This is a genomic window from Bradyrhizobium sp. (assembly GCF_036009065.1).
In the GTDB taxonomy this organism is placed as follows: domain Bacteria; phylum Pseudomonadota; class Alphaproteobacteria; order Rhizobiales; family Xanthobacteraceae; genus Bradyrhizobium.
Genome location: NZ_DASYMN010000384.1, coordinates 1 through 20,161 on the forward strand (window position 1 = coordinate 1; position 20,161 = coordinate 20,161).

Here is a 20,161-nt window from a genome sequence, read left to right on the forward strand (position 1 = left end):
ATTGGGCTGGCTGCCTCCGAAGAACTGGGTGTAGCCCTCCATGAAGGCCTTGAAATCCATCGGCGCGCGCGCGTCGTGGACCAGAAAGACCTGCATCTTGACCACGTCGGCCATGCCGAGTCCAAGGCCTTCGAGGATACCCTTGATCCGGTTGAGCACGCCAACGGTTTGCGTCCTGACGTCGCCGTAGGCCTGAAGGCTCGACGGGTCGGCGTCCTTGTTGACGACCGGCGGCACCTGGCCGCTGAGATAATAGGTCGTGGCGGTGGCCGGGACCTGCACCGCCAGCGCGATGGGGAAAGTCGAATTGGGGATGGGGGTGCGCACCACGTCGGCGCGGGTTGCGGGCGTGCTTGCGAGAAGTGCGGCGAGGGTAAGCAAGGCTACGGGCTTCATTTATTTCTCCGCTATTTCATTTTCGTCATGGCCGGGCTTGTCCCGGCCGTCCACGTCTTGCCTTCTTTGCCGCGGTAAAGACGTGGAAGCCCGGCACAAGCCCGGGCATGACGAACTTTAAGGCCGCGCCACTTTCACATCCTCCGCCGTCACCGCATCCGTGTAGTCGTTGCCGAAATGCGTGCGCAGATAATTCACCACCGCGGCGACCTGGTCGTCGCTCATCATGGCGCCGAACGGCGGCATCGCGCGCTGGCCCCGGACCACAACATAAACCGGATAGCCGCCGGCTTCGAGATTCTTGTTGCCGGCGAGCGACGGATAGATTCCGGCGCCGGTGGCGCCCCCGGCGTCGGGCATGTGGCAGCCCTGACAGACATTGGCAAACAGTTGTTCGCCGCTTTGCTCCGTGAATCTGTAGGCGGGACTGAAGTGCGCTGCACTTTGCGCATGCGCTGCAAAGGGAGACAGCGCAAGCACCAGCGCGGCTGCACAGGTTCCTGGATTCACAAAAGCCCTCATGTCTTCACCACGCGCGCGTGCAGCCGCGCGATGGCGTCGAGCGACGACAGGATCGCGCCCTCCTGCCATCCCGGAAGGTAAGACGCGTGCTCGCCTGCCAGCACGATCCGGCCGTCGATCTGGCACAGATTGTCGTAATGCTCCGCCCTTGCCTTGTCCGTCCAGTTGCCGGCGCAGCCCAGCGTGAACGGCACCCGGTGCCACGCAACCGAGACCCCGTTCTCGAATTCGGCCTTGTATTGTGGATGCAGGCTGGCGCCGAATTCGACGGCGCGCGCAACGCGCTCGGCCGGTGCCAGGGAGGTGAATTCGTAGGCATTGGCGCCTTCGAAAAGGTAAGCGCCGAGCAGCACGCCGCGGCCGCCGGCGTTGAAGCCGGTGTTGGGATAGGCGATCTGCCGGATCGGCAGATCGGTATAGCTGATGCCGCCGTAGATCGCTTCGTCCTCTTCCCAGAAGCGGCGCTTGAACTGCAGGCCGACCTTGACCGCGGACGCGTAAGGCACCGCGTCGATCGCCGCCTTCATGCGCGCCCCGACGTCGAGTGGAAGCTGGCTCAGAATCGACAGCGGAATGGTGCAGACGCACCAGTCCGCCTTCGTCTGCTGCGGCGTCGCCGGATTCTTCGCATCCGAAAAGGTGACGATGACGCCGCGATCGTCCTGCTGGATTCGCGTCACCCTGGCGTCGTAGCGGACGATGCCGCCGATTTCGCGCGCAAAGGCCTTGCCGATCATGTCCATGCCGCCGACCGGCTGAAACATCGTGGTCTGGAATTCATGCAGCGCGAAATTCTGCAGGTAACGCCACATCCGCGACTGCAAGATATCCGACAGCGCGATCGGCTCGCCGGGTACGGGCGCAGCTCCCAGCCCGCCACCGGGCTCTTTGGCAAAGCCGCGAAAATCCGCGGAAATGAGATTGGCCTTGTAAGCGTAATCCTTGTCCAGCGCGCCCCATGACTGCAGCGCTTGCAGCAAAATCTCCCTGTCCTCTTTCGAAACGCCCTCGTCGAGCTTGCCTTGCCGGGTAACCTTGGCGAGCAATTCCGAAACGTGGCCTTGAAAATCAGTCTTGATCTCGCGAATGCGTTGCGGCTTGCCGCCGAACGCCTTCGACCCATGCAGCAGCGCATTGTGATTGAGCTGGATGAACGGCTCCAGCGCCACGTTCAGCCGCTTGCAGTAATCGAGCACGGCGCGGTGGTGATAGGGAATCCGCCATGGCCCCGGATTGATGTAGAGTCCCTCATCGAATTCGCAGGTCTGCCTGACGCCGCCGAGTTCGGTGAATTTATCGCCGCCGCGCAGGGTCCAGTTGCGGCCGCCCGGCCGGCTGTTGAATTCCAGGACCTGAACCTTGTAACCGGCCTTGCGCAGTTCCAGCGCCGCGGTCATGCCGGCAAGCCCGGCGCCGAGGATCAGAACGGACGCGCCCTTTGGATCGCCGTCGAGTTCGATGGGCCCCTTGTATCCGGACTCGGACGCGAAGCCGAGCGCGGTCATCGCGTGAATCATCGCGGCACTGCCGGCCACCGCGCCGATCAGCGACAACAGATCGCGCCGGCTGGGTAGGCTTGCGGATTCACTGTGCATCGGGGGCGCTCGATCGGATCGCCATGAATTGGCGGCGAGCTTAGCGCAGTTTGCGGCTTAATCCTCAATCACTTTTGCTCCAACCCGCTACGACCACCGCCGTCATCCTGAGGCGCTCGCCCTCTTGGGCGAGCCTCGAAGGATGGACACAAGCGCCGGTGCCCGTCGCCATCCTTCGAGACGCCCGCAAGAGCGCGGCTGCTCAGGATGACGGCTGAATGTGTGGCGCAGTACGTCGCTATTCGGTCGAATCGAAATCGTCCTCCTTGGCATTCAGCATCGCGGCCAGTGTGCGCAGACCGGGTTCGAGCTGATCTATTGCTGGAGCCGCGAGCGCCAGCCTGACGGCGTTCGGTGCATGGCCGGGGGTGACGGCAAAGGTCGTCGAGGGTGTCAATGCAATGTCGCGCCTGGCCGCGGCCGCGACGAAAGTTTGCGAACGCCAGTGTTCCGGCAGTGTCAACCACAGGTGATAGGATCGTTCGTTCGCCTGGATTTCGAAACCTGAAAGACAATCAGCCGCCAGTTTTTGACGCGCGCACGCATCGATGCGCTTCAGCCGCGCAAGCTCGGAAACGGTGCCGTCGCTCATCATCCGTTGAGCTGCGGCAAACGCATATCCTGAAGCGGTCCATCCGCCCGAACGCACCGAGGCCCTGAGGCTTTCACGTAAGCGCTGCGGCGGCACGACGAAGCCCAGCGTCAATCCGGGAGCGGCTTTTTTGGAGAGACTGTCGAGTACGATGCATGATTCCGGCGCGAGCGCGGCAAGCGGCGGCGCATTGTCGAGGAAACCATAAACATGGTCCTCGATGACCAGAAGGTTGAGCTTCTCGACGACGCGCAAAAGATCCGCCCGGCGCGTCGATGTCATCGTCATGCCCAGCGGATTTTGCACCACCGGCTGAATATATATGGCCGACAGATTTGCCTCGCGGTGCGCCTTTTGCACCGAGTCAGGCCGCACGCCGCCTTCGTCCATTGCCAGCGGCACGAGGGAGATACCTAAGCGCGCGGCGATGCCCTTGACGAACGGGTAGGTCAACGCCTCCACGCCGCAGCGGCCGCCCATGGGAACGGCTGAGGCGAGCGCGGCAGCAATGCTTTGCCGTCCGTTGCCGGTGAATACCAGCGTTTCAGGGGCGGGCGACCATGCGCCTTGCGACAGGTATTCGGCGGCACCGCTTCTGATCGCCGGCGTTCCGACGCTGGTTGCCTGCCTCAAGGCGGCATCCAGCGTCGCAGGTTTTTCCAATCCCTCCAGGCTCTTTGCGATCAGCGCCGTTTGGGTGGAAAGGATCGGGTAATTGAACTCGAGATCGATCCGGACGCCGCGGGGCTCGCCTGCCGCCGCCACGCCGCGCCTGGCCTCGCCCGAAATGAAGGTGCCCCTTCCTACCTCGCCGACGACAAGGCCGCGGCGCAGCAGCTCGGCATATACGCGGCTCGCCGTCGAAACCGCGATCATGCGCTCGTAAGCAAAGCTGCGCTGCGGCGGCAGGCGGTCACCCGGCTTAAGAGTGCCATCGGCTATTTCCGCCGCGATGGTGTCGGCCAGTTTCAAGTATTCGAATTTCGACATTAATTGCTCTGAGAACAATGTTTCTATTGCACCGATAGTTATATCGGATCATTTTAGCGACATCAACCAGATTGCACCGATAGGTGCGCAAGTCTCGCGGGACGCGGGCGCGGCTCAAGCAAGCTGCGCCGAGGGGATCGCATTGCCGCGGGGCAACAAGCGGAGAACTGCAATGTCTGCAACGCTTTCAAAACTGTTCCAGCCTGCGGTCACGGTGAGACCCGGCAGATATCTCCGGCGGCTTTTCCACGCCTGGGCGGGTGACATCGCGCACTATTTCGGCCGCCGGGCCGCCCTTCAGCGCCTTGGCGAACTCAATGATCGCGAATTGCGCGACATCGGTCTTTCGCGGGACCAGGTCGAAGCGGCGGTCTACGGTTTCATCGCTCGCCCCGACCGGGCGAGGATATGAGGAGGCGGCCATGGAGTTGACCGCTGCCACGATCCTGGTCGCCTTTGCCGGCGTATCCCTGATCTGCTTCATGAAGGGCGCATTCGGCGGCGGATTTTCCATCGTCGGCATTCCGCTGCTGTCGATCGTGATGGATCCTGTGACCGCCGGCGGCCTTCTCGCGCCGTTATTCATCGCGATGGATCTGTTCGCGCTGCGCTACTGGAAGCCCTCGACGTGGTCGAAGCCCGACCTTTTGCTGCTGTTGCCGGGACTCCTGGCCGGCATCGGAGCGGGCTATCTGCTATTCCGTTTTCTGGACCACCGCGCCATCGCGATTCTGATGGCGGTCGTCACCTTGATCTTTGTAGCCCTGTGGTTTGCCGGAGACGGGAGCGTGGCGATCCAGCCGCGTTCGTCGCCGAAGGCGATCGGTGCCGGCCTTGCCTCGGGAATCACCACCATGGTGGCGCATTCCGGCGGACCGCCGCTTGCGATGTATCTGCTGTCGCGCGGCCTCAGCAAGGAAATCTACGCGGGAACGACCAGCTTGTTCTTCACCGTCGGCAACGCCACCAAGGCAGTGCCGTGGCTGCTGCTGGTAGGGCCGACCGGCAACGTCTGGACATTGATGGCGATTTGCTTAGCCGCCATTCCCGCCGGCGTATGGCTCGGTTGGCGGCTCCACGCAAAGCTCGACCAGCGCCAAATGTATCGGATCGTCTACGCATTGTTGATCGTGTCGGCGCTGAAACTGTTGTGGGACGGCGTCTCCGGCTATCTCACGTGAATTTGTGAGCCCATCTCGTTCCCCGGACGCAGTGCAGCGCGTAGCACTTGCGAAGCGGTGCGCTGCAGAGCCGGGGCCCCGGTAACGACGGTGTTAGAACCGGGGTCCCGGCTCTGCGGAGCGGCATGAAGAATGCCGCACCGCGTCCGGGACACAAGTGCGCCGTTTCGTTTTTACTTCTTGACCTTGCTCGCGTCCATCTTGACGGACGGATCGAGCAGCTTTGTCGAAAAAGCCGTCTCCACCGCGAACGGTCTTTCCATGCCGAGATAGGTCTGCACCAGATCGTAGTCCTTTTGCATCCGGCCCGGATCGATCCAGCCCAGCGCCTTGCTGGTCGTAAAATCGTCGGTCATCAGGAACTTGATGCGCTCCCACTGCCGTTCCTGGTTTTCCTTGTCGAGGCCGGACGCCTGATCGAGCAGCGCCTTCAGGCATGGCGCAACATCGGCGACGCAGGCGGCAAACGCCTTCTGGCTGATGCGCACGAAATCCTCCGCCAGCTTCGCGTTCTTCGCCAGATAGGCGCCGTTGACGATCAGCGAGTTGCCGTAGGGATTGAGGCCGATGTCCTTCCAGTTGACGAAGCCGAGGTCGGACCCGAACTCGATCACCTTCAGATCGTGCTCGTTATAAAAGTCGCTGATGATATCGACGGTGTGGCTCTTCAGCGCCGCGATCTTGGCAGTCGGTCCGACGTTGACGAAGGTCACCGCATCAGGCGCGATGCCCGCGGCTTTCGCAAAGGCCGGCCACATCACCCGCGAGGCGTCGCCGGGCGGATTGCCGATCTTGTGGCCGGGAAAGGTTTTGGCGCCGTCGACGCCGTAGCTCTTCAGCCAGTAGAAGGTCTGCCCGGTATTGGCGTAGATGCTCATCAGCGCCACCACGTCGGCGCCCTTGCTGCGCGCCACCAGCATCGTCGCCAGATCGGCGATACCGAACGGCGAGCCGCCGGAGCCGACCTTCAGCGAGGAGACGCCGGAACCCTTGCCGACCTCGATGGTGAGGTCGATGCCGGTCTTCTCGTACCAGCCTTGCGCCTTGGCGTAATAGAACGGCGAATGATCCGCCGTCGGCGCCCAGTTCAACATGAGATTGACGGGTTCGGCGGCGGGCGCGGCAACGGGCGCCATCAACAGCAATGCCAATCCAGTAATCCTCAAAACCTTCATGGTAGCTCCCCCGTCGCCTGCGCACTTGCGCCTCTGCGTTCAGCAATGCAACAAGGGACGTACAGGATTGTCAACCGATCGCCTCGCAAAGAGCGGAGGAACACGCGGTGCCCGGTGACGGAATGCGTTCGGCCAAAACCTTGGCGATCATCCTGATCGTGCATCTCGCCGTGATCGTGCTGTGGCAGGTCCTGGTCGACGCCTTCGCGGTGCCGAAATTCATCCTGCCCTCGCCGCTGGCGACGCTCGCCACGCTGACATCCGCGAAATATGCCTGGCTTTCCAACCTCGCCGTTACCGCCGCCGAAATCCTCGGCGGTTTTGTCCTTGGCGCCCTGGTCGGCATCACGTTGGCGGTGCTGTTCTGCTGGTCGCCGCTGGTCAGCCTGTTGCTGCTGCCGCTGTTCGTGACGCTGAACATGATCCCCAAGGTGGCGCTGGGTCCGCTGTTCATCGTATGGTTTTCCTACGGCATCTTTCCCAACATCCTGATCGCGTTTTCGATCTGCTTTTTCCCGATCCTGCTGACAACGGCGCGGGGCCTCAGCGAGGTCGAGCCCGACCTTCTCGACCTCGTCAAATCGCTGCGCGGCTCGCGCTGGACGCTGTTCCGCAAGATCCAGCTGCCCGGCTCGTTGCCTTACATCTTTTCCGGCATGAAGGTCGGCGCGATTCTCGCGGTCGCCGGCGCCATCGTCGGCGAATTCATCGCCTCCGAGCGTGGGCTCGGCTATCTGATGATCCAGGTGCAGTCCTCGCTCGACACGCCGGCCATGGTGATGGCGGTGGTGCTGCTGACGCTGCTCGGGGTGACGCTGTACGGCCTGGTGCTTGGCCTCGAACGGCTGTTCGTGGTCAGGGACGTCCGGCTGCAACAATAAAATAATACGGGACGAGACATGCTGCTGACACGTGACACCCTGCCGGACACCATTTCCGATATCGCGGCGCTCGACGATCTCTTGTGCCGGCCGAGCCAGGCATTATTGGACGACCTCGGCAAGGTCGATGGCGACATCATGGTCCTCGGCGTCGCCGGGAAGATGGGACCGACGTTGGCGGGGCTTGCAAAAGCCGCCCTGCCGGATCGCCGCGTCATCGGCGTTGCGCGCTTCAGCGACCCGCGCGTGAAGGATTGGCTGCAGGCCCGCGGCATCGAGACCATCAACTGCGACCTGCTCGACGAAGCGGCGATTGCTGCGCTGCCGCAGGTGCCGAACATCGTGTTCATGGCCGGGCGCAAATTCGGCGCCGAGGGCGACCTGTCGCTGACCTGGGCGATGAATGCCCATGTGCCGGCGCTGGTGGCGCAGGCATTTCCACGCGCGCGCATCGTCGCGTTCTCGACCGGCTGCGTCTATCCCTTCGTGCCGGTGGACGGCAAAGGCGCCAATGAGCGCGTGGCGCCCAATCCGCCCGGCGAATACGCGCAATCCTGCGTCGGCCGCGAGCGCATGCTGGAATATTTTTCGCGCCAATATTCGACACCGGGCCGGCTGTTCCGGCTGAACTATGCGATCGACATGCGTTACGGCGTACTGCACGACATCGCGAGCAAGGTACTGGCGGGCACGCCGATCGACGTCAGCCTCGGCCATGTCAATTTCATCTGGCAGGGCGATGCCTCCGCGCAGGCGCTGCGCTGCCTTGCGCGTTGCGAGGTGCCGACCTCCCCGATCAATGTCAGCGGCCATGAAATTCTCAGCGTGCGCGATCTCGCCGCCAAGGTGGGCGCGTTGCTCAAGCGCGAGCCGGTAATTGTCGGCAGCGAGCAGCCGACGGCGTGGCTGACCGACACTTCGCAGGCGGCAAAACTGTTCGGCTTGCCGATCGTCGATACCGAGCGGCTGATCGCCTGGACCGCGGACTGGGTCTCGCGCGCGATGCCGAGCCTCGGCAAGCCAACCAAATACGAGGTGCGCGATGGGCGCTATTGACCATCTCGCCATCGAAACGCTCGGAGCGGATGACGCGTGCGACGGCCTGGCGCTGTCCGGGGAAGCGCGCTGGAACCAGAACGAGGCGGACTGGCGATTTTTTCTGACACGTGGAACGGTGTTCGGCATTCGCGACGGTGACGGCCACTTGATCGCCACCGCGGCGCTGCTGCCCTATAGTTCAGGCAATGCATGGATCAGCATGGTGCTGGTCACCCAAAGCTGGCGTCGCCGCGGCCTTGCGACAAAACTGCTCGACACGTGCCTTGACGCTGCGGCGAAGCAAGGCGTCACCGCATGGCTCGATGCGACGCCTGCGGGCGCTACGGTCTACGGCCCGCTCGGATTCGCGCCGACGCTGGAACTGCGCCGATTGCGCTTCGCGGGATCAGCAACAGCGCCAGAACTCGCATCGGATGGCAATCTCGATGAGATGATCGCGCGCGATCGCCATGCGATGGGTTTTGATCGCAGCGCCTTGCTGCGCGAACTTAGCAGACGCTCCGGCTCGCAGCTGATTTCGCATGGCAGCGCCATGGCCTTGATCCGTGGCGGTCGCACGGCACGACACATCGGACCGCTGTTCGCCGATGACGCCGGCTCCGCGACCGCACTGGTCGAAACCATCGCGCAATCCGAAACGGGCCCGATCCTGATCGATGTGGTGAGCGAACATGACGAACTTCTCATGAACCTCACGAACTCCGGTTGGTCAATCGAACGTCCGTTCCAGCGCATGCGGTTCGGCCGCGCGACAATTCAAAACGCCGAGCCGCCCATCGCCGTGGCCGGCCCGGAATATGGATAGGACACGGCATGCGCCACAGTGAAATGAACCCCGAGGTACGGCGCCTGATCGCCGAGGGCATCGTAATCCCGGCGCATCCGCTGGCGCTCAATGCCGATCGTACGCTCGACGTCGCACACCAGCGCGCGCTGACACGCTACTATATCGACGCCGGCGCCGGTGGGCTCGCGGTCGGCGTCCATACCACGCAATTCGCGATCCGCGGCGTCGGGCTGTACAAGCCCGTCCTCGAACTCGCTGCCGAGACCGCGGCATCCTGGACGAAACGGCCGCTCGCGATGGTGGCTGGGCTGGTTGGATCGACCCGACAGGCCGTCGCCGAGGCAAAGATCGCGCGCGGCATCGGCTATCACGCCGGACTGCTCAGCCTCGCCGCATTAAAATCCGCCTCCGAGCAGGAGATCGTCGCGCATTGCGAGGCGGTGGCGCGGGAAATTCCGCTGGTGGGCTTCTATCTGCAGCCGGCGGTTGGCGGCGTGATCCTGAGCGCGGACTTCTGGCGGCGTTTTGCCGCGATCGACAATGTCATCGCCATCAAGATCGCGCCGTTCAACCGCTATCGCACGCTCGACGTGCTGCGCGGTGTGGCCACGGCGAACGCGCTCGACCGCATCACGCTCTACACAGGTAATGACGACCATATCCTGCTCGATCTCATGCTGCCGTTCGATCTGCGCGACCAAGGCGTCACCACCCGGGCGCATATCAAAGGCGGGTTGCTCGGCCACTGGTCGGTGTGGACCGCGAGCGCCTTAAAACAATTCGAGATGTGCCGCGCCGCGCGGGGCAAAACCAGCCTGCCGGCCGACCTGCTGGCGCTCGATGCCCGCGTCACCGACTGCAACAGCGCGTTGTTCGACGTCGCCAATAATTTTCACGGCTGCATTGCCGGATGCCACGAAATCCTTCGGCGGCAAGGACTGATGCAAGGCATCTGGTGCCTCGATCCGGCCGAAGGACTGAGCCCCGGTCAAATGGCCGAAATCGACCGTGTCTGCCGCGAACATGCGGACCTTGCCGATGACGCCTTCGTCGCCGCCAATCTGCAGAAATGGCTGGCATGACCGATGAACCTTTCATCCGCCTGCGCAATGTCCGCAAGGTCTATCGCGCGCGCGGATACGAATTTCCGGCGGTGTCCGACGTCACCATGGACGTAATGGAAGGCGAATTGATCTCGCTGGTCGGACCGTCCGGTTGCGGCAAGACCACGGTGCTGAAGATTCTTGCCGGACTCCACACCGCCGACGGCGGCACTATCCAGATCGGCAATGCACGCACCCCCTTCGACCCTGCGCGCGACGTCGGCATGGTGTTCCAGCAGGCGCTGCTGTTGAAATGGCGGACCATCCTCGACAACGTGCTGCTGCCCGCGGAAATCGTAGGCCTGCCGATCAAGGCGGCGCGTGCGCGGGCGCGCGAGCTGCTCAACCTGGTCGGGCTTTCCGGCCATGAAGACAAATATCCGCAGCAGCTCTCGGGCGGCATGCAGCACCGCACCGCGATCGCGCGTGCCTTCATTCACGATCCGAAGCTGATCCTGATGGACGAGCCGTTCGGCGCGCTGGACGCGCTGACGCGGGAGCAGATGAATCTCGAAATGCTGCGGATCTGGCGCGAAAGCGGCAAGACCATCATTTTCGTCACGCACTCGATTCAGGAGGCGGTGTTCCTCGGATCGCATTGCGCCGTGCTCACCGCGGGTCCGGCGCGGATGGCCGAGTACTTTGCAATCAACCTGCCGTTTCCGCGCGCGCTGCCGATCAAGACCACCGATGAATTCGGCGCCTATGCGCGCCGCATCTATGCGAGCCTGGGCCTTGGTCCTGGCGCGTAGCGCTGATCCTGCAATGAAGCCCGCTCTCTAAACTTAAGATAGTAATTTTGATCGTTAGATCGTCTGAGTTGCTTTAATGAAGCGCTTCAACCGCTGGTCCGCAGAATCTTTGATTTGAACTGTTCCAATTTTCAGTCCAGCATTGCTCCAAGGTTCATCCGATGGGTTGGACTAACAGGGGAAACGCGATGGCAAACCTCACGATTAACGGCAAAGCATTTGAACTGGATGTCGAAGCGGATACGCCGCTGCTGTGGGCGATTCGGGAAAACGCCGGTCTCACCGGCACCAAATACGGTTGCGGCATTGCACAATGCGGCGCCTGCACCGTTCATATCGATGGCGTCGCGATGCGCTCCTGCGGCGTGCTGGTCTCCGAAGCCGTCGGCAAGCAGATCACCACCATCGAGGGCCTCGCCGGGGATGGCGCACTGCACAAGGTGCAGCAGGCCTGGATCGCCAAGGATGTTCCGCAATGCGGCTATTGCCAGAGCGGCATGATCATGGCGGTCGCCGCCTTGCTCAAGGAGAAGCCGAAACCGACGGACAAGGACATCGACGAAGCCATCACCAATATTTGCCGCTGTGGCACCTTCCAGCAGGCGCGTGAAGCCATTCACGCCGCCGCGAACGCATAGGGGCAGATCATGAATAAGCATGTCGTGAACAAGATGCCCAAAATCAATCGCCGCGCCTTTGTGGTCGGCACCGCCGCTGCCGGCGCAGGTCTCGCGCTCGGTCTGGACCTTCCTTTCGGCGGCCCGACCGTGGTGCGCGCTGCCGACGGTTCCCCCGAGGTCAACGTCTGGGTCGTGATCCGGCCCGACGACACCGTCGTTATCCGCATTGCCCGCTCGGAGATGGGACAGGGCACGCTCACCGGCCTCGCCCAACTCGTGGCCGAAGAACTGGAATGCGACTGGTCGAAAGTCACCACCGAATATCCAACGCCCGGTCAAAGTGTCGCACGCAAGCGTGCCTGGGGCGATTTTTCCACCGGCGGCAGCCGCGGCATCCGCACCTCGCAGGAATATGTCCGCAAGGGCGGCGCCACCGCGCGCATGATGCTGGTGCAGGCCGCCGCCAATGAATGGAAGGTGCCGGCCTCCGAATGCACCGCCGCCAACAGCGTCATCACCCATACGCCATCGGGAAAAAAGACGACCTATGGCAAGGTGGTCGAAGCCGCAGCCAGGCTCGAGCCTCCCGCCGACGCCGACGTCAAGCTGAAGGATCCGAAGGACTGGAAGATCGCCGGCAAGGGAATCCTTCGGCTCGATACCGCCGACAAGACCACCGGAAAGATGATCTACGGCGCCGACATCAAGCTGCCGGGCATGCTCAACGCCGCGCTCAAGGATTGCCCGGTGTTCGGCGGCAAGCTGAAGAGCTACGACGAAGCCAAAGTGATGGGCATGAAGGGGGTGAAGAAAGTGGTGCGGGTCAACGACTCCACCGTCGCGGTGGTCGCCGATACCTGGTGGCACGCCAAGACCGCGCTCGATGCCTTGCCGCTCGTCTGGGACGAGGGAGAAAACGCCAAGGTGTCCAGCGAGTCGATCGCCGCGTGGCTCAAGGAAGGCCTCGACAGCGGGCCGGCCTTCGTCGGCAACCAGAACGGCGACGCCAAGGCGGCGATCGCCGGCGCGGCGAAGAAAGTCGAAGCGGTCTACAACTATCCCTACCAGAACCACGCCTGCATGGAACCGCTGAACGCCACCGCGCTCTATACGCCGGACAAATGCGAGGTATGGACCGGCACCCAAAACGGCGAGGCCGCATTTGCCGCCGTGCTGGAAGCCTCAGGCCTGCCGGCCGACAAATGCGAGGTTCATAAGCAGATGCTCGGCGGCGGTTTTGGCCGCCGGGGCATGACCGACTATGTGCGGCAGGCGGTGGCGATCGCCAAGCAGATGCCGGGCACGCCCGTCAAATTGCTGTGGTCGCGCGAAGACGACATGCAGCACGGCAACTATCATCCGGTGACGCAGTGCAAATTGACCGGCGCCTTCGATGCCGACAACAATTTGACCGCGCTGCAGGTGCGGATATCGGGGCAATCGATCCTGTTCACCGTGCGCCCCGCGGCGCTGGAGAACGGCAAGGACCCGGCGGCATTCCAGGGCCTCCATGAGAAGGGAGATTGGGCGATCGGATATACGTTCCCCAATCTGCTGGTCGAGCATTCCATGCGCAACCCGCACGTTCCGCCGGGCTTCTGGCGCGGCGTCAATGTCAATCAGAACGCGATCTATCTCGAATGCTTCATGGATGAGCTTGCGCACTCGGTCGGCCAGGACCCGGTCGAGTTCCGGCGCAAGCTGATGTCGAAACATCCAAAGCATCTCGGCGTGCTCAATGCGGTCGCGGAGAAAATCGGATGGACCACGCCGCCGCCAAAAGGCGTCTTCCGCGGCATCGCCCAGCATATGGGCTATGGCAGCTACGTCGCGGGGGCCGCCGAAATCTCGGTTATCGACGGCAACAAGATCAAGGTGCATCGCATCGTTGCCGCCACCGATTGTGGTTATGCGGTCAATCCGGCACAGATCGAACGGCAGATAGCGGGCTCCTTCGTCTATGGCTTGTCGGGGCTGTTCTATCAAGCGTGCACGGTCAAGGACGGCCGCATCGAGCAGAGCAACTTCGATACCTACAATTCGATGCGGATGGCCGAGATGCCGAAGGTGGAATCGATCATCATGCCGAGCGGCGGCTTCTGGGGCGGCGTCGGCGAGCCGACCATCTGCGTGGCGGCGCCCGCCGTGCTCAACGCCTTTTTCGCGGCAACCGGCAAACGCATCCGCTCGGTGCCGTTGAAGGACCAGAACATCACCTTCGCCTGACAGCAAGGCGGCGGTCTTCGGGCCGCCGCCGTTACCTGGGATTTCCACTCATGAAAGCGTTACGCATCGCCGTCGGGATTGCGACGATCATGGCGTGGGCCGTGCCGGTGCGTGCGGCTTCCGAAGCTCCGCCCGGCGCGGCATCCTGTTCGGGGTGCCACTCCGCCCGCGCGGCGGCGGCCACACCGGTTCCGCGGCTCTACGGCCGCGACGCCGGCGAGATGTTGACCGCGATGGCCGCATTTCGCGACGGTTCGCGTCCAACGACGGTGATGAACCGAATCGCAAAGGGTTTTTCCGACGACGAGTTACGCCCGATCGCGGCGTGGTTCGCGGCGCAGAAATAAGAGGCCGAATTGGGCACAAAGCATCTGAACCGTCGAGAATTCTGCGGCGCCGCCGCGGTTGGCGCGGCAGCCTTGGCATTTCCGCGGCCTTCGTTCGCACAATCCGCAGCGCGCATCGTCGTTGTCGGCGGTGGCTTTGGCGGCGCGAGTTGCGCGCGCGCGCTGAAACAGATCGATCCAAAATTGCAGGTGACGCTGGTCGAGCCGAACCGGACCTTCACCGCTTGCCCGTTCAGCAACACCGTTATCGCCGGACTGCGTTCGATCGAGCAGCAGCAATTCACCTATGACAAGATCGCCGCAGACGGCGTGAGCGTGATCGCGCAGGCGGCAACCAGGATCGACTCGCAAGCGCGCACCGCTGGGCTCGCCGACGGCACGTCGCTTGCCTACGACCGGCTGGTGCTGGCGCCCGGCATCGATCTGCGCTTCGACGCATTGCCGGGTTATGACGAGGCCGCCGCCGCGAAGATGCCGCACGCCTGGAAAGCGGGCGAGCAAACGCTGCTGTTGCGCAAGCAACTCGAAGCCATGGAAGATGGCGGCCTGGTGGTGATCGCGGCACCCGCCAATCCCTATCGCTGCCCGCCGGGACCTTACGAACGCGCCTGCCTGATCGCATACTACCTGAAGACCAAGAAGCCGCGTTCGAAGCTGCTTATCCTCGACGCCAAGGACACCTTCTCCAAACAACGCCTGTTCCAGAACGCCTGGAAAGAACTGTATCCGGGATTGGTCGAGTGGATATCCCTGACGCAAGGCGGCAAGGTCAACGCCGTCGATTCATCGACCAACACGCTGATCACCGATTTCGGCAATCACACCGCGCAGGTGGCAAACGTCATTCCGCCGCAGAGAGCCGGTCGCATTGCCGGGATCGCTGGCGTGGCCGACAACACCGGCTGGTGCGCCATCGACCCCGTGACGTTCGAGTCCAAAGCAGTGCCGAACATTCATGTCATCGGCGATGCCTGCGTCGCCGGCGCGATGCCGAAATCCGCGTTTTCGGCGAATGCGCAGGCCAAGGCTTGCGCCGGCGCGGTCGCAACGTTGATCGCAGGCGGGGTGCCGGCCGCGCCGAAACTGATCAACACTTGCTACAGTCTGGCGGCGCCCGGCTACGGCTTCTCCGTCGCTGGCGTTTACCATCCCAAGAATGGCCTGCTTGCGGAGGTCGAAGGTTCCGGCGGCGTAAGTCCGGCGGACGCGCCGCGCGATTTTCGCGCTAGCGAAGCGGTCTATGCGCAGTCCTGGTTCGAGACCACCACGGCGGAAGTCTTTGGCTGAGCGCGTGCAGGGGCTTTTGAGGCGGCGTCGGCGAGCCGAGCATCTGCGTTGCGGCGCCGGCCTGACAATAAGGCTGCGGCCTCAGGGCCGCCGCTCACTTACCGGGTATGACTCATGAATGCGCTGCGCCTGCCGACGCGCAGAGACGTTGCTCGCGGCCTTGCTGCGTCGGCGGCATCGCTGGCGTTGCCGTGTCCGTCGTTCGCGCAAGGTGCCGCGCGGGTGGTGGTGATCGGCGGCGGTTTCGGCGGCGCCGGTTGCGCGCGTGCGCTGCGCCAGATCGACCCAAAACTGCAGGTGACGCTGGTCGAGCCGAAAACCTTCTATTTCGCCTGTCCGTTCAGCAATGAAGCGATCGCGGGCTTGCGTGAATTCGAGGCACAGCAGTTCAGCTACGACAGGATCGCCGCGGAAGGCGTGACCGTGGTCGCACAGGCGGCCGTGAAAGTGGATGCGCAAGCGCGCGTGGTCGGACTCGCCGACGGCACGCCGCTTGGCTATGACCGGCTGGTGCTGTCGCCCGGCATCGACCTGCGCTTCGATGCGCTGCCCGGCTACAACGAGGCCGCGGCGGCAAAGATGCCGCATGCCTGGAAGGCCGGCGAACAGAGTCTGCTGCTGCGCCGGCAACTCGAAGCCATGGCTGACGGCGGCGTGGTGATCCTGGCGGTGCCGGCGGCGCCGCTGCGCTGCCCGCCCGCGCCCTACGAGCGCGCCAGCCTGATCGCGCACTATCTGAAAATCAGGAAGCCGCGCTCGAAGGTGATCATTCTCGACGCCAAGGATGGGTTTTCCCAGCAACGCCTGTTCGAGAATGCCTGGAAAGAACTTTATCCAGACATGATCGAGCGGGTCGCGCTGTCGCAGGGCGGCCGGGTTACGTCGGTCGATCCCGCGACCAACGGCATCGTCACCGATTTCGGCAATTACACCGCCGATGTCGGCAACGTGATTCCGCCGCAGAAGGCCGGCCGTATTGCCGAGATCGCGGGCGCGGCCGACCAGACCGGCTGGTGCCCGATCGATCCTGTGACATTCGAGTCCAGGCTGGTGCCGAACATTCACGTCATCGGCGACGCCTGCATCGCGGGCGCCATTCCCAAATCCGCCTCCGCTGCCCATGCGCAGGCCATGGCCTGCGCCGCCGCGGTGGTCAGCCTGATGGCAGGCAAGCCGCCGGAAACGCCGCGACTGACCGGCGCCTGCTTCAACACCGTCGCGCCGGGCTACGCCTTCTCGCTGTCCGGCGTCTACGCGCCGAAGGATGGGTTGTACAACGAGGTCGAAGGCGGCGGCACCAGCCCGCTCGATGCGCCGCGCGAGATTCGCGCGCAGGAAGCCGAGACCGCGCTGACATGGTTTTCAGCGATCACGGCGGATACGTTTGGTTAGCGTTTTGATGCACGCAATCGCCACACACGCGGTGAACCACCTCTCCCGCAGGGAGAGGTCGGCACGCAAAGCGTGCCGGGTGAGGGGTTTCGGCTCATCGACAGGCCCAAATCCCCTCACCCGGATTTGCCGTTTCGCGGCAAATCCGACCTCTCCCCGACGGGGAGAGGTGAAGCGAGCGCTCACTGGCACTCTAGGCCTTTGGCTTCTTGCAATATGTGTTTTGCCCCGCACAGCGTCCGCTCAATCATTGCAGCCCTATGTCGTCACGGGTGAGGCCATTGCAGTCTCGCTCACCGGCGCGCCTGGAGATGCCGCCCGGGGCCGCGCCCTCGTGCTCAATCGCACCAGCACCTGCATCCTCTGCCACTCGGGGCCGTTTCCGGAGGAAAAATTCCAGGGCGACCTTGCGCCCGACCTTGCGGGGAGCGGCGGCCGCTGGTCCAAAGCACAGCTCCGGCTGCGTATCGTCGACGCATCCCGCCTCAATCCTGCGACGATCATGCCGTCCTATTACCGCGTCGAGGGGCTTGTACGCGTCGGGACATCATGGCGCGGCAGGCCGCTCCTGTCGGCGGAGCAGATCGAGGATATCGTGGCGTATCTCGCGACGTTGCGGGAATAGCTGATGAAGAGAGAAACCATGCGCGAGCCGAACGAACATGCCACACGCCGCCGGTTCCTGGCCCTGACCGGAAGCGCAGCAGTGCTTGGCATCCCGACCGTGACGCTACAGCCGGCCGAAGCCACGCCGGCGATGCTGGCCACCGCCATCCGCGATGTCGTCGGCGCGGCCGCAGTGCGCACCGGCAAGGTCAAGCTCGACGTGCCGCCCTTGGTCGAGAACGGCAACACCGTTTCGTTGACCGTCAGTGTGGCCAGCCCGATGACGGAAAGCGACCACGTCAAGAGCATTCATGTTTTCAACGAGAAGAATCCGCAGCCGAATGTCGGCAACTTTGTTCTCAACGCGCGTTCGGGGCGCGCCCAGGTTTCGACCCGCATCCGCCTTGCGGACAGCCAGAAGGTCGTCGCCATTGCAAAATTGTCCGACGGCTCGTTCTGGTCCGCCAGCGTCGACGTCGTGGTGACGCTGGCGGCCTGCACCGAGGATGTGATCTGATGGGCTCGGTGCTGATCAACGTTCCGAAGAAAGCCAGGCGCGGCGAGATCATCGAGATCAAGACGCTGATGTCGCACATCATGGAGACCGGCTTTCGTCATCTCGCAACGGGCGAGCTGGTTCCGCGCGACATCATCACCAGCTTCACCTGCCGTTACAACGGCGAGGAAATTTTCCGCGCAGATCTGTTCCCGGCGATCTCGGCAAATCCCTTCATCGCATTCTTCACCACCGCGACCGAGAGCGGCACGTTCGAATTCTCATGGCTCGGCGACCGCGGATTTTCGGAAAACGCGTCGGCCTCCATCACCGTCGAATGAAGGTGATCGGCACGATAGCCACGGCCGTGCTGCTGGCCGCGACCTGGATACCCGTTCTCTTCGCCGCCGAAATTCCGCCGGATCAGCGCCGCTCCGGCTTCAGCTTCATGGCGCCGGATACGCAGGCGATCCAGAACGACGATACCGCCAATCCCGGCATGTTGTGGGTGCTCGACGGCGAGGCACTATGGAAAGCCAAAGCCGGCGGGGCGGGGAAATCCTGCGCGGATTGCCACAATGACGGCGCCATGCGCGGCGTGGCGGCGCGCTACCCCGCTTTTGACAAGTCGCGCGGGCTTCTGCTCAACCTGGAGCGACGCATCAATCTGTGCCGCGTCGAGCATCAGCGCGCAACGCCCTTCGCATATGAAAGCCGCGACCTGCTCGCGCTCACCGCCTTGGTGGGCCGGCAATCACGCGGACTGCCGATCGAGACCGGCGCCGACCCGGCGCTCGAACCGTTCGTCGCGAAGGGTCGTGACTTGTTCATGCAGCGGCAGGGCCAGCTCAATCTGGCTTGCGCGAACTGCCACGACGACAATTGGGACAAACGCCTTGCCGGGTCCGCGATCACGCAGGGGCATCCGACCGGCTATCCGATGTACCGGCTGGAATGGCAGTCGCTCGGCTCGCTGCAACGCCGGCTGCGCGCCTGCGTTTCCGGCATCCGGGCGCGACCTTACGATTACGGCGCGCCGGAACTTGTGGAGCTGGAGCTTTATCTGATGACGCGCGCGCGCGGCATGCCGGTCGAGACGCCGGCGGTCCGGCCATAAGCCCGCAGCCATCTGGATTGGATCGCGGCAATACCGTACGGTCCGCCTAAAGATCGGGAGGAATCAGGATGACGGGAATGCGGCTTGCCCTTGCACTTGCGATAGCTGTTCTGGCGAGCCCTTGCTGGGCGCAGGATTATCCGTCACGGCCGGTCAAGATTATCGTGCCGTTCGGTGCCGGCGGCCCGGCCGATGTCACGGCACGGCAGATCGGCAGCATCCTGCAGGAAAATTTCGGCCAGCCATTCGTCATCGAAAACCGCACCGGCGCCGGTGGCGTGATCGGAACCTTCGAGGTCAGCAAATCGGCCCCTGACGGCTATACGCTGCTCATGATGTCGAACACCCAGACCGCAAACGAATCGCTGGTGCAGGCCTCGCAGCGCAAATACGAATTGATGAAGGACCTGGCGCCGATCGCGCCGGTCAATTACTCCGATCTGGTCATTGTCGTGCACCCCTCCGTGCCGGCGAAAACGCTTGCCGAATTTATCGCACTCGCCAAATCGCAGCCGGGCAAATTGAACTACGCCTCATCCGGGCAGGGCACGCCGTATCACATGGCCGGCGAGTTGTTCAAGACCATGGCCGGCATCGACCTCGTGCACGTTCCCTATCGCAACAGCGGGGAAGCGCGCAGCGGCGTGATCGGCGGACAGGTGCAGATGATGATCGATGCCGTGACCGCGATGGCCCCCAACGTCGCCGAAGGCCAGGTACGGGCGCTCGCCACCACCGGCAAGACGCGCTCGACCGTGCTGCCCGACGCACCGACGGTGATCGAGGCCGGCATCTTAGGATACGACGCGACCATCTGGCTCGGATTGATGGCGCCCGCCGGCACGCCGAAACCGATCATCGACAAGTTGAATGCCGCCGTGAACGCCGCGGTCAAGCGGCCGGATATCGTAAAGCTCTGGACCGGCCAGGGCGCGGTTCCCCTGTCGATGACGCCGGAAGAGTTCGACAAATACCTGCGCGGCGACATCGTCAAATGGGCCGAGGTTGTCAAGCGCTTCGGCGACAGACCGCAGTAA

At 63.3% G+C, this 20,161-nt stretch carries 22 protein-coding genes; 17 read left to right on the top strand and 5 right to left on the bottom strand.

Annotated elements, in window-relative coordinates; all coding sequences use genetic code 11:
• The 4 genes from VGP39_RS23355 to VGP39_RS23370 form a co-directional block, all read right to left on the bottom strand.
• On the bottom strand, window positions 1–396 hold a 396-nt coding region (locus VGP39_RS23355; protein WP_327570464.1), incomplete at its 3' end, for a Rid family hydrolase.
• 117 nt (window positions 397–513) lie between these two features.
• Complete coding sequence (locus VGP39_RS23360) at window positions 514–906, bottom strand: cytochrome c (RefSeq protein ID WP_327570465.1); 393 nt, start codon at window positions 904–906, stop codon at window positions 514–516.
• 8 nt (window positions 907–914) lie between these two features.
• Window positions 915–2,513, bottom strand: coding sequence for an NAD(P)/FAD-dependent oxidoreductase (locus VGP39_RS23365; RefSeq protein ID WP_327570466.1), 1,599 nt, complete (start codon window positions 2,511–2,513; stop codon window positions 915–917).
• A 238-nt stretch (window positions 2,514–2,751) separates the two neighbouring features.
• A complete protein-coding gene (locus VGP39_RS23370) occupies window positions 2,752–4,095 on the bottom strand; it encodes a PLP-dependent aminotransferase family protein (protein ID WP_327570467.1) in 1,344 nt (447 codons plus the stop codon).
• On the opposite strand from VGP39_RS23370, the gene VGP39_RS23375 reads away from it, so the two are divergent.
• Together VGP39_RS23375 and VGP39_RS23380 are read left to right on the top strand one after the other, a co-directional pair.
• On the top strand, window positions 4,034–4,507 hold the full coding sequence (locus VGP39_RS23375; RefSeq protein ID WP_327570468.1) for a DUF1127 domain-containing protein: 474 nt from the start codon (window positions 4,034–4,036) through the stop codon (window positions 4,505–4,507). The genes VGP39_RS23370 and VGP39_RS23375 overlap by 62 nt on opposite strands.
• 10 nt (window positions 4,508–4,517) lie before the next feature.
• Window positions 4,518–5,276: a sulfite exporter TauE/SafE family protein gene (locus VGP39_RS23380; protein ID WP_327570469.1), complete on the top strand. Its 759-nt coding sequence runs from the start codon at window positions 4,518–4,520 to the stop codon at window positions 5,274–5,276.
• Window positions 5,277–5,449: 173 nt separating this feature from the next.
• On the opposite strand, the gene VGP39_RS23385 is transcribed toward VGP39_RS23380, so the two are convergent.
• Complete coding sequence (locus VGP39_RS23385) at window positions 5,450–6,451, bottom strand: ABC transporter substrate-binding protein (protein ID WP_327570470.1); 1,002 nt, start codon at window positions 6,449–6,451, stop codon at window positions 5,450–5,452.
• 122 nt (window positions 6,452–6,573) lie between these two features.
• On the opposite strand from VGP39_RS23385, the gene VGP39_RS23390 reads away from it, so the two are divergent.
• The 15 genes from VGP39_RS23390 to VGP39_RS23460 all read left to right on the top strand — a co-directional run bounded on the left by VGP39_RS23390 (window position 6,574) and on the right by VGP39_RS23460 (window position 20,161).
• Complete coding sequence (locus VGP39_RS23390; RefSeq protein WP_414644781.1) at window positions 6,574–7,332, top strand: ABC transporter permease; 759 nt, start codon at window positions 6,574–6,576, stop codon at window positions 7,330–7,332.
• 18 nt (window positions 7,333–7,350) lie between these two features.
• Window positions 7,351–8,388 (top strand): NAD(P)-dependent oxidoreductase, encoded by a 1,038-nt coding sequence (locus tag VGP39_RS23395; RefSeq protein WP_327570472.1) that lies wholly within the window; start codon window positions 7,351–7,353, stop codon window positions 8,386–8,388.
• Complete coding sequence (locus VGP39_RS23400) at window positions 8,375–9,196, top strand: GNAT family N-acetyltransferase (protein WP_327570473.1); 822 nt, start codon at window positions 8,375–8,377, stop codon at window positions 9,194–9,196. Before VGP39_RS23395 ends, VGP39_RS23400 begins: the two co-directional genes overlap by 14 nt.
• A gap of 8 nt (window positions 9,197–9,204) precedes the next feature.
• On the top strand, window positions 9,205–10,260 hold the full coding sequence (locus tag VGP39_RS23405) for a dihydrodipicolinate synthase family protein (RefSeq protein WP_327570474.1): 1,056 nt from the start codon (window positions 9,205–9,207) through the stop codon (window positions 10,258–10,260).
• Window positions 10,248–11,033 carry an ABC transporter ATP-binding protein gene (locus tag VGP39_RS23410; RefSeq protein WP_327570475.1) on the top strand — a complete coding sequence of 262 codons (786 nt, stop codon included), beginning with the start codon at window positions 10,248–10,250 and terminating at the stop codon, window positions 11,031–11,033. Before VGP39_RS23405 ends, VGP39_RS23410 begins: the two co-directional genes overlap by 13 nt.
• Window positions 11,034–11,221: 188 nt before the next feature.
• The gene (locus tag VGP39_RS23415; RefSeq protein WP_327570476.1) at window positions 11,222–11,671 is read left to right on the top strand and encodes a (2Fe-2S)-binding protein; all 450 of its coding nucleotides are present in this window, start codon (window positions 11,222–11,224) and stop codon (window positions 11,669–11,671) included.
• Between the two features lie 9 nt (window positions 11,672–11,680).
• A complete protein-coding gene (locus tag VGP39_RS23420) occupies window positions 11,681–13,879 on the top strand; it encodes a xanthine dehydrogenase family protein molybdopterin-binding subunit (protein ID WP_327570477.1) in 2,199 nt (732 codons plus the stop codon).
• 50 nt (window positions 13,880–13,929) lie between these two features.
• Window positions 13,930–14,226: a cytochrome C gene (locus VGP39_RS23425; RefSeq protein WP_327570478.1), complete on the top strand. Its 297-nt coding sequence runs from the start codon at window positions 13,930–13,932 to the stop codon at window positions 14,224–14,226.
• 9 nt (window positions 14,227–14,235) lie between these two features.
• Window positions 14,236–15,513, top strand: coding sequence for an NAD(P)/FAD-dependent oxidoreductase (locus tag VGP39_RS23430; protein ID WP_327570479.1), 1,278 nt, complete (start codon window positions 14,236–14,238; stop codon window positions 15,511–15,513).
• Window positions 15,514–15,627: 114 nt separating this feature from the next.
• A complete protein-coding gene (locus VGP39_RS23435; protein WP_327570480.1) occupies window positions 15,628–16,905 on the top strand; it encodes an NAD(P)/FAD-dependent oxidoreductase in 1,278 nt (425 codons plus the stop codon).
• A gap of 250 nt (window positions 16,906–17,155) precedes the next feature.
• The gene (gene soxX / locus VGP39_RS23440; RefSeq protein ID WP_327570481.1) at window positions 17,156–17,530 is read left to right on the top strand and encodes a sulfur oxidation c-type cytochrome SoxX; all 375 of its coding nucleotides are present in this window, start codon (window positions 17,156–17,158) and stop codon (window positions 17,528–17,530) included.
• Between the two features lie 3 nt (window positions 17,531–17,533).
• On the top strand, window positions 17,534–18,028 hold the full coding sequence (locus tag VGP39_RS23445; RefSeq protein WP_327570482.1) for a SoxY-related AACIE arm protein: 495 nt from the start codon (window positions 17,534–17,536) through the stop codon (window positions 18,026–18,028).
• Window positions 18,028–18,348, top strand: coding sequence for a thiosulfate oxidation carrier complex protein SoxZ (gene soxZ / locus VGP39_RS23450; protein WP_327570483.1), 321 nt, complete (start codon window positions 18,028–18,030; stop codon window positions 18,346–18,348). The genes VGP39_RS23445 and soxZ overlap by 1 nt, the downstream gene beginning before the upstream one ends.
• Window positions 18,345–19,124, top strand: a complete 780-nt coding sequence (gene soxA / locus VGP39_RS23455; protein ID WP_327570484.1) for a sulfur oxidation c-type cytochrome SoxA — start codon at window positions 18,345–18,347, stop codon at window positions 19,122–19,124. Before soxZ ends, soxA begins: the two co-directional genes overlap by 4 nt.
• Before the next feature lie 68 nt (window positions 19,125–19,192).
• Window positions 19,193–20,161, top strand: coding sequence for a Bug family tripartite tricarboxylate transporter substrate binding protein (locus VGP39_RS23460; protein WP_414644783.1), 969 nt, complete (start codon window positions 19,193–19,195; stop codon window positions 20,159–20,161).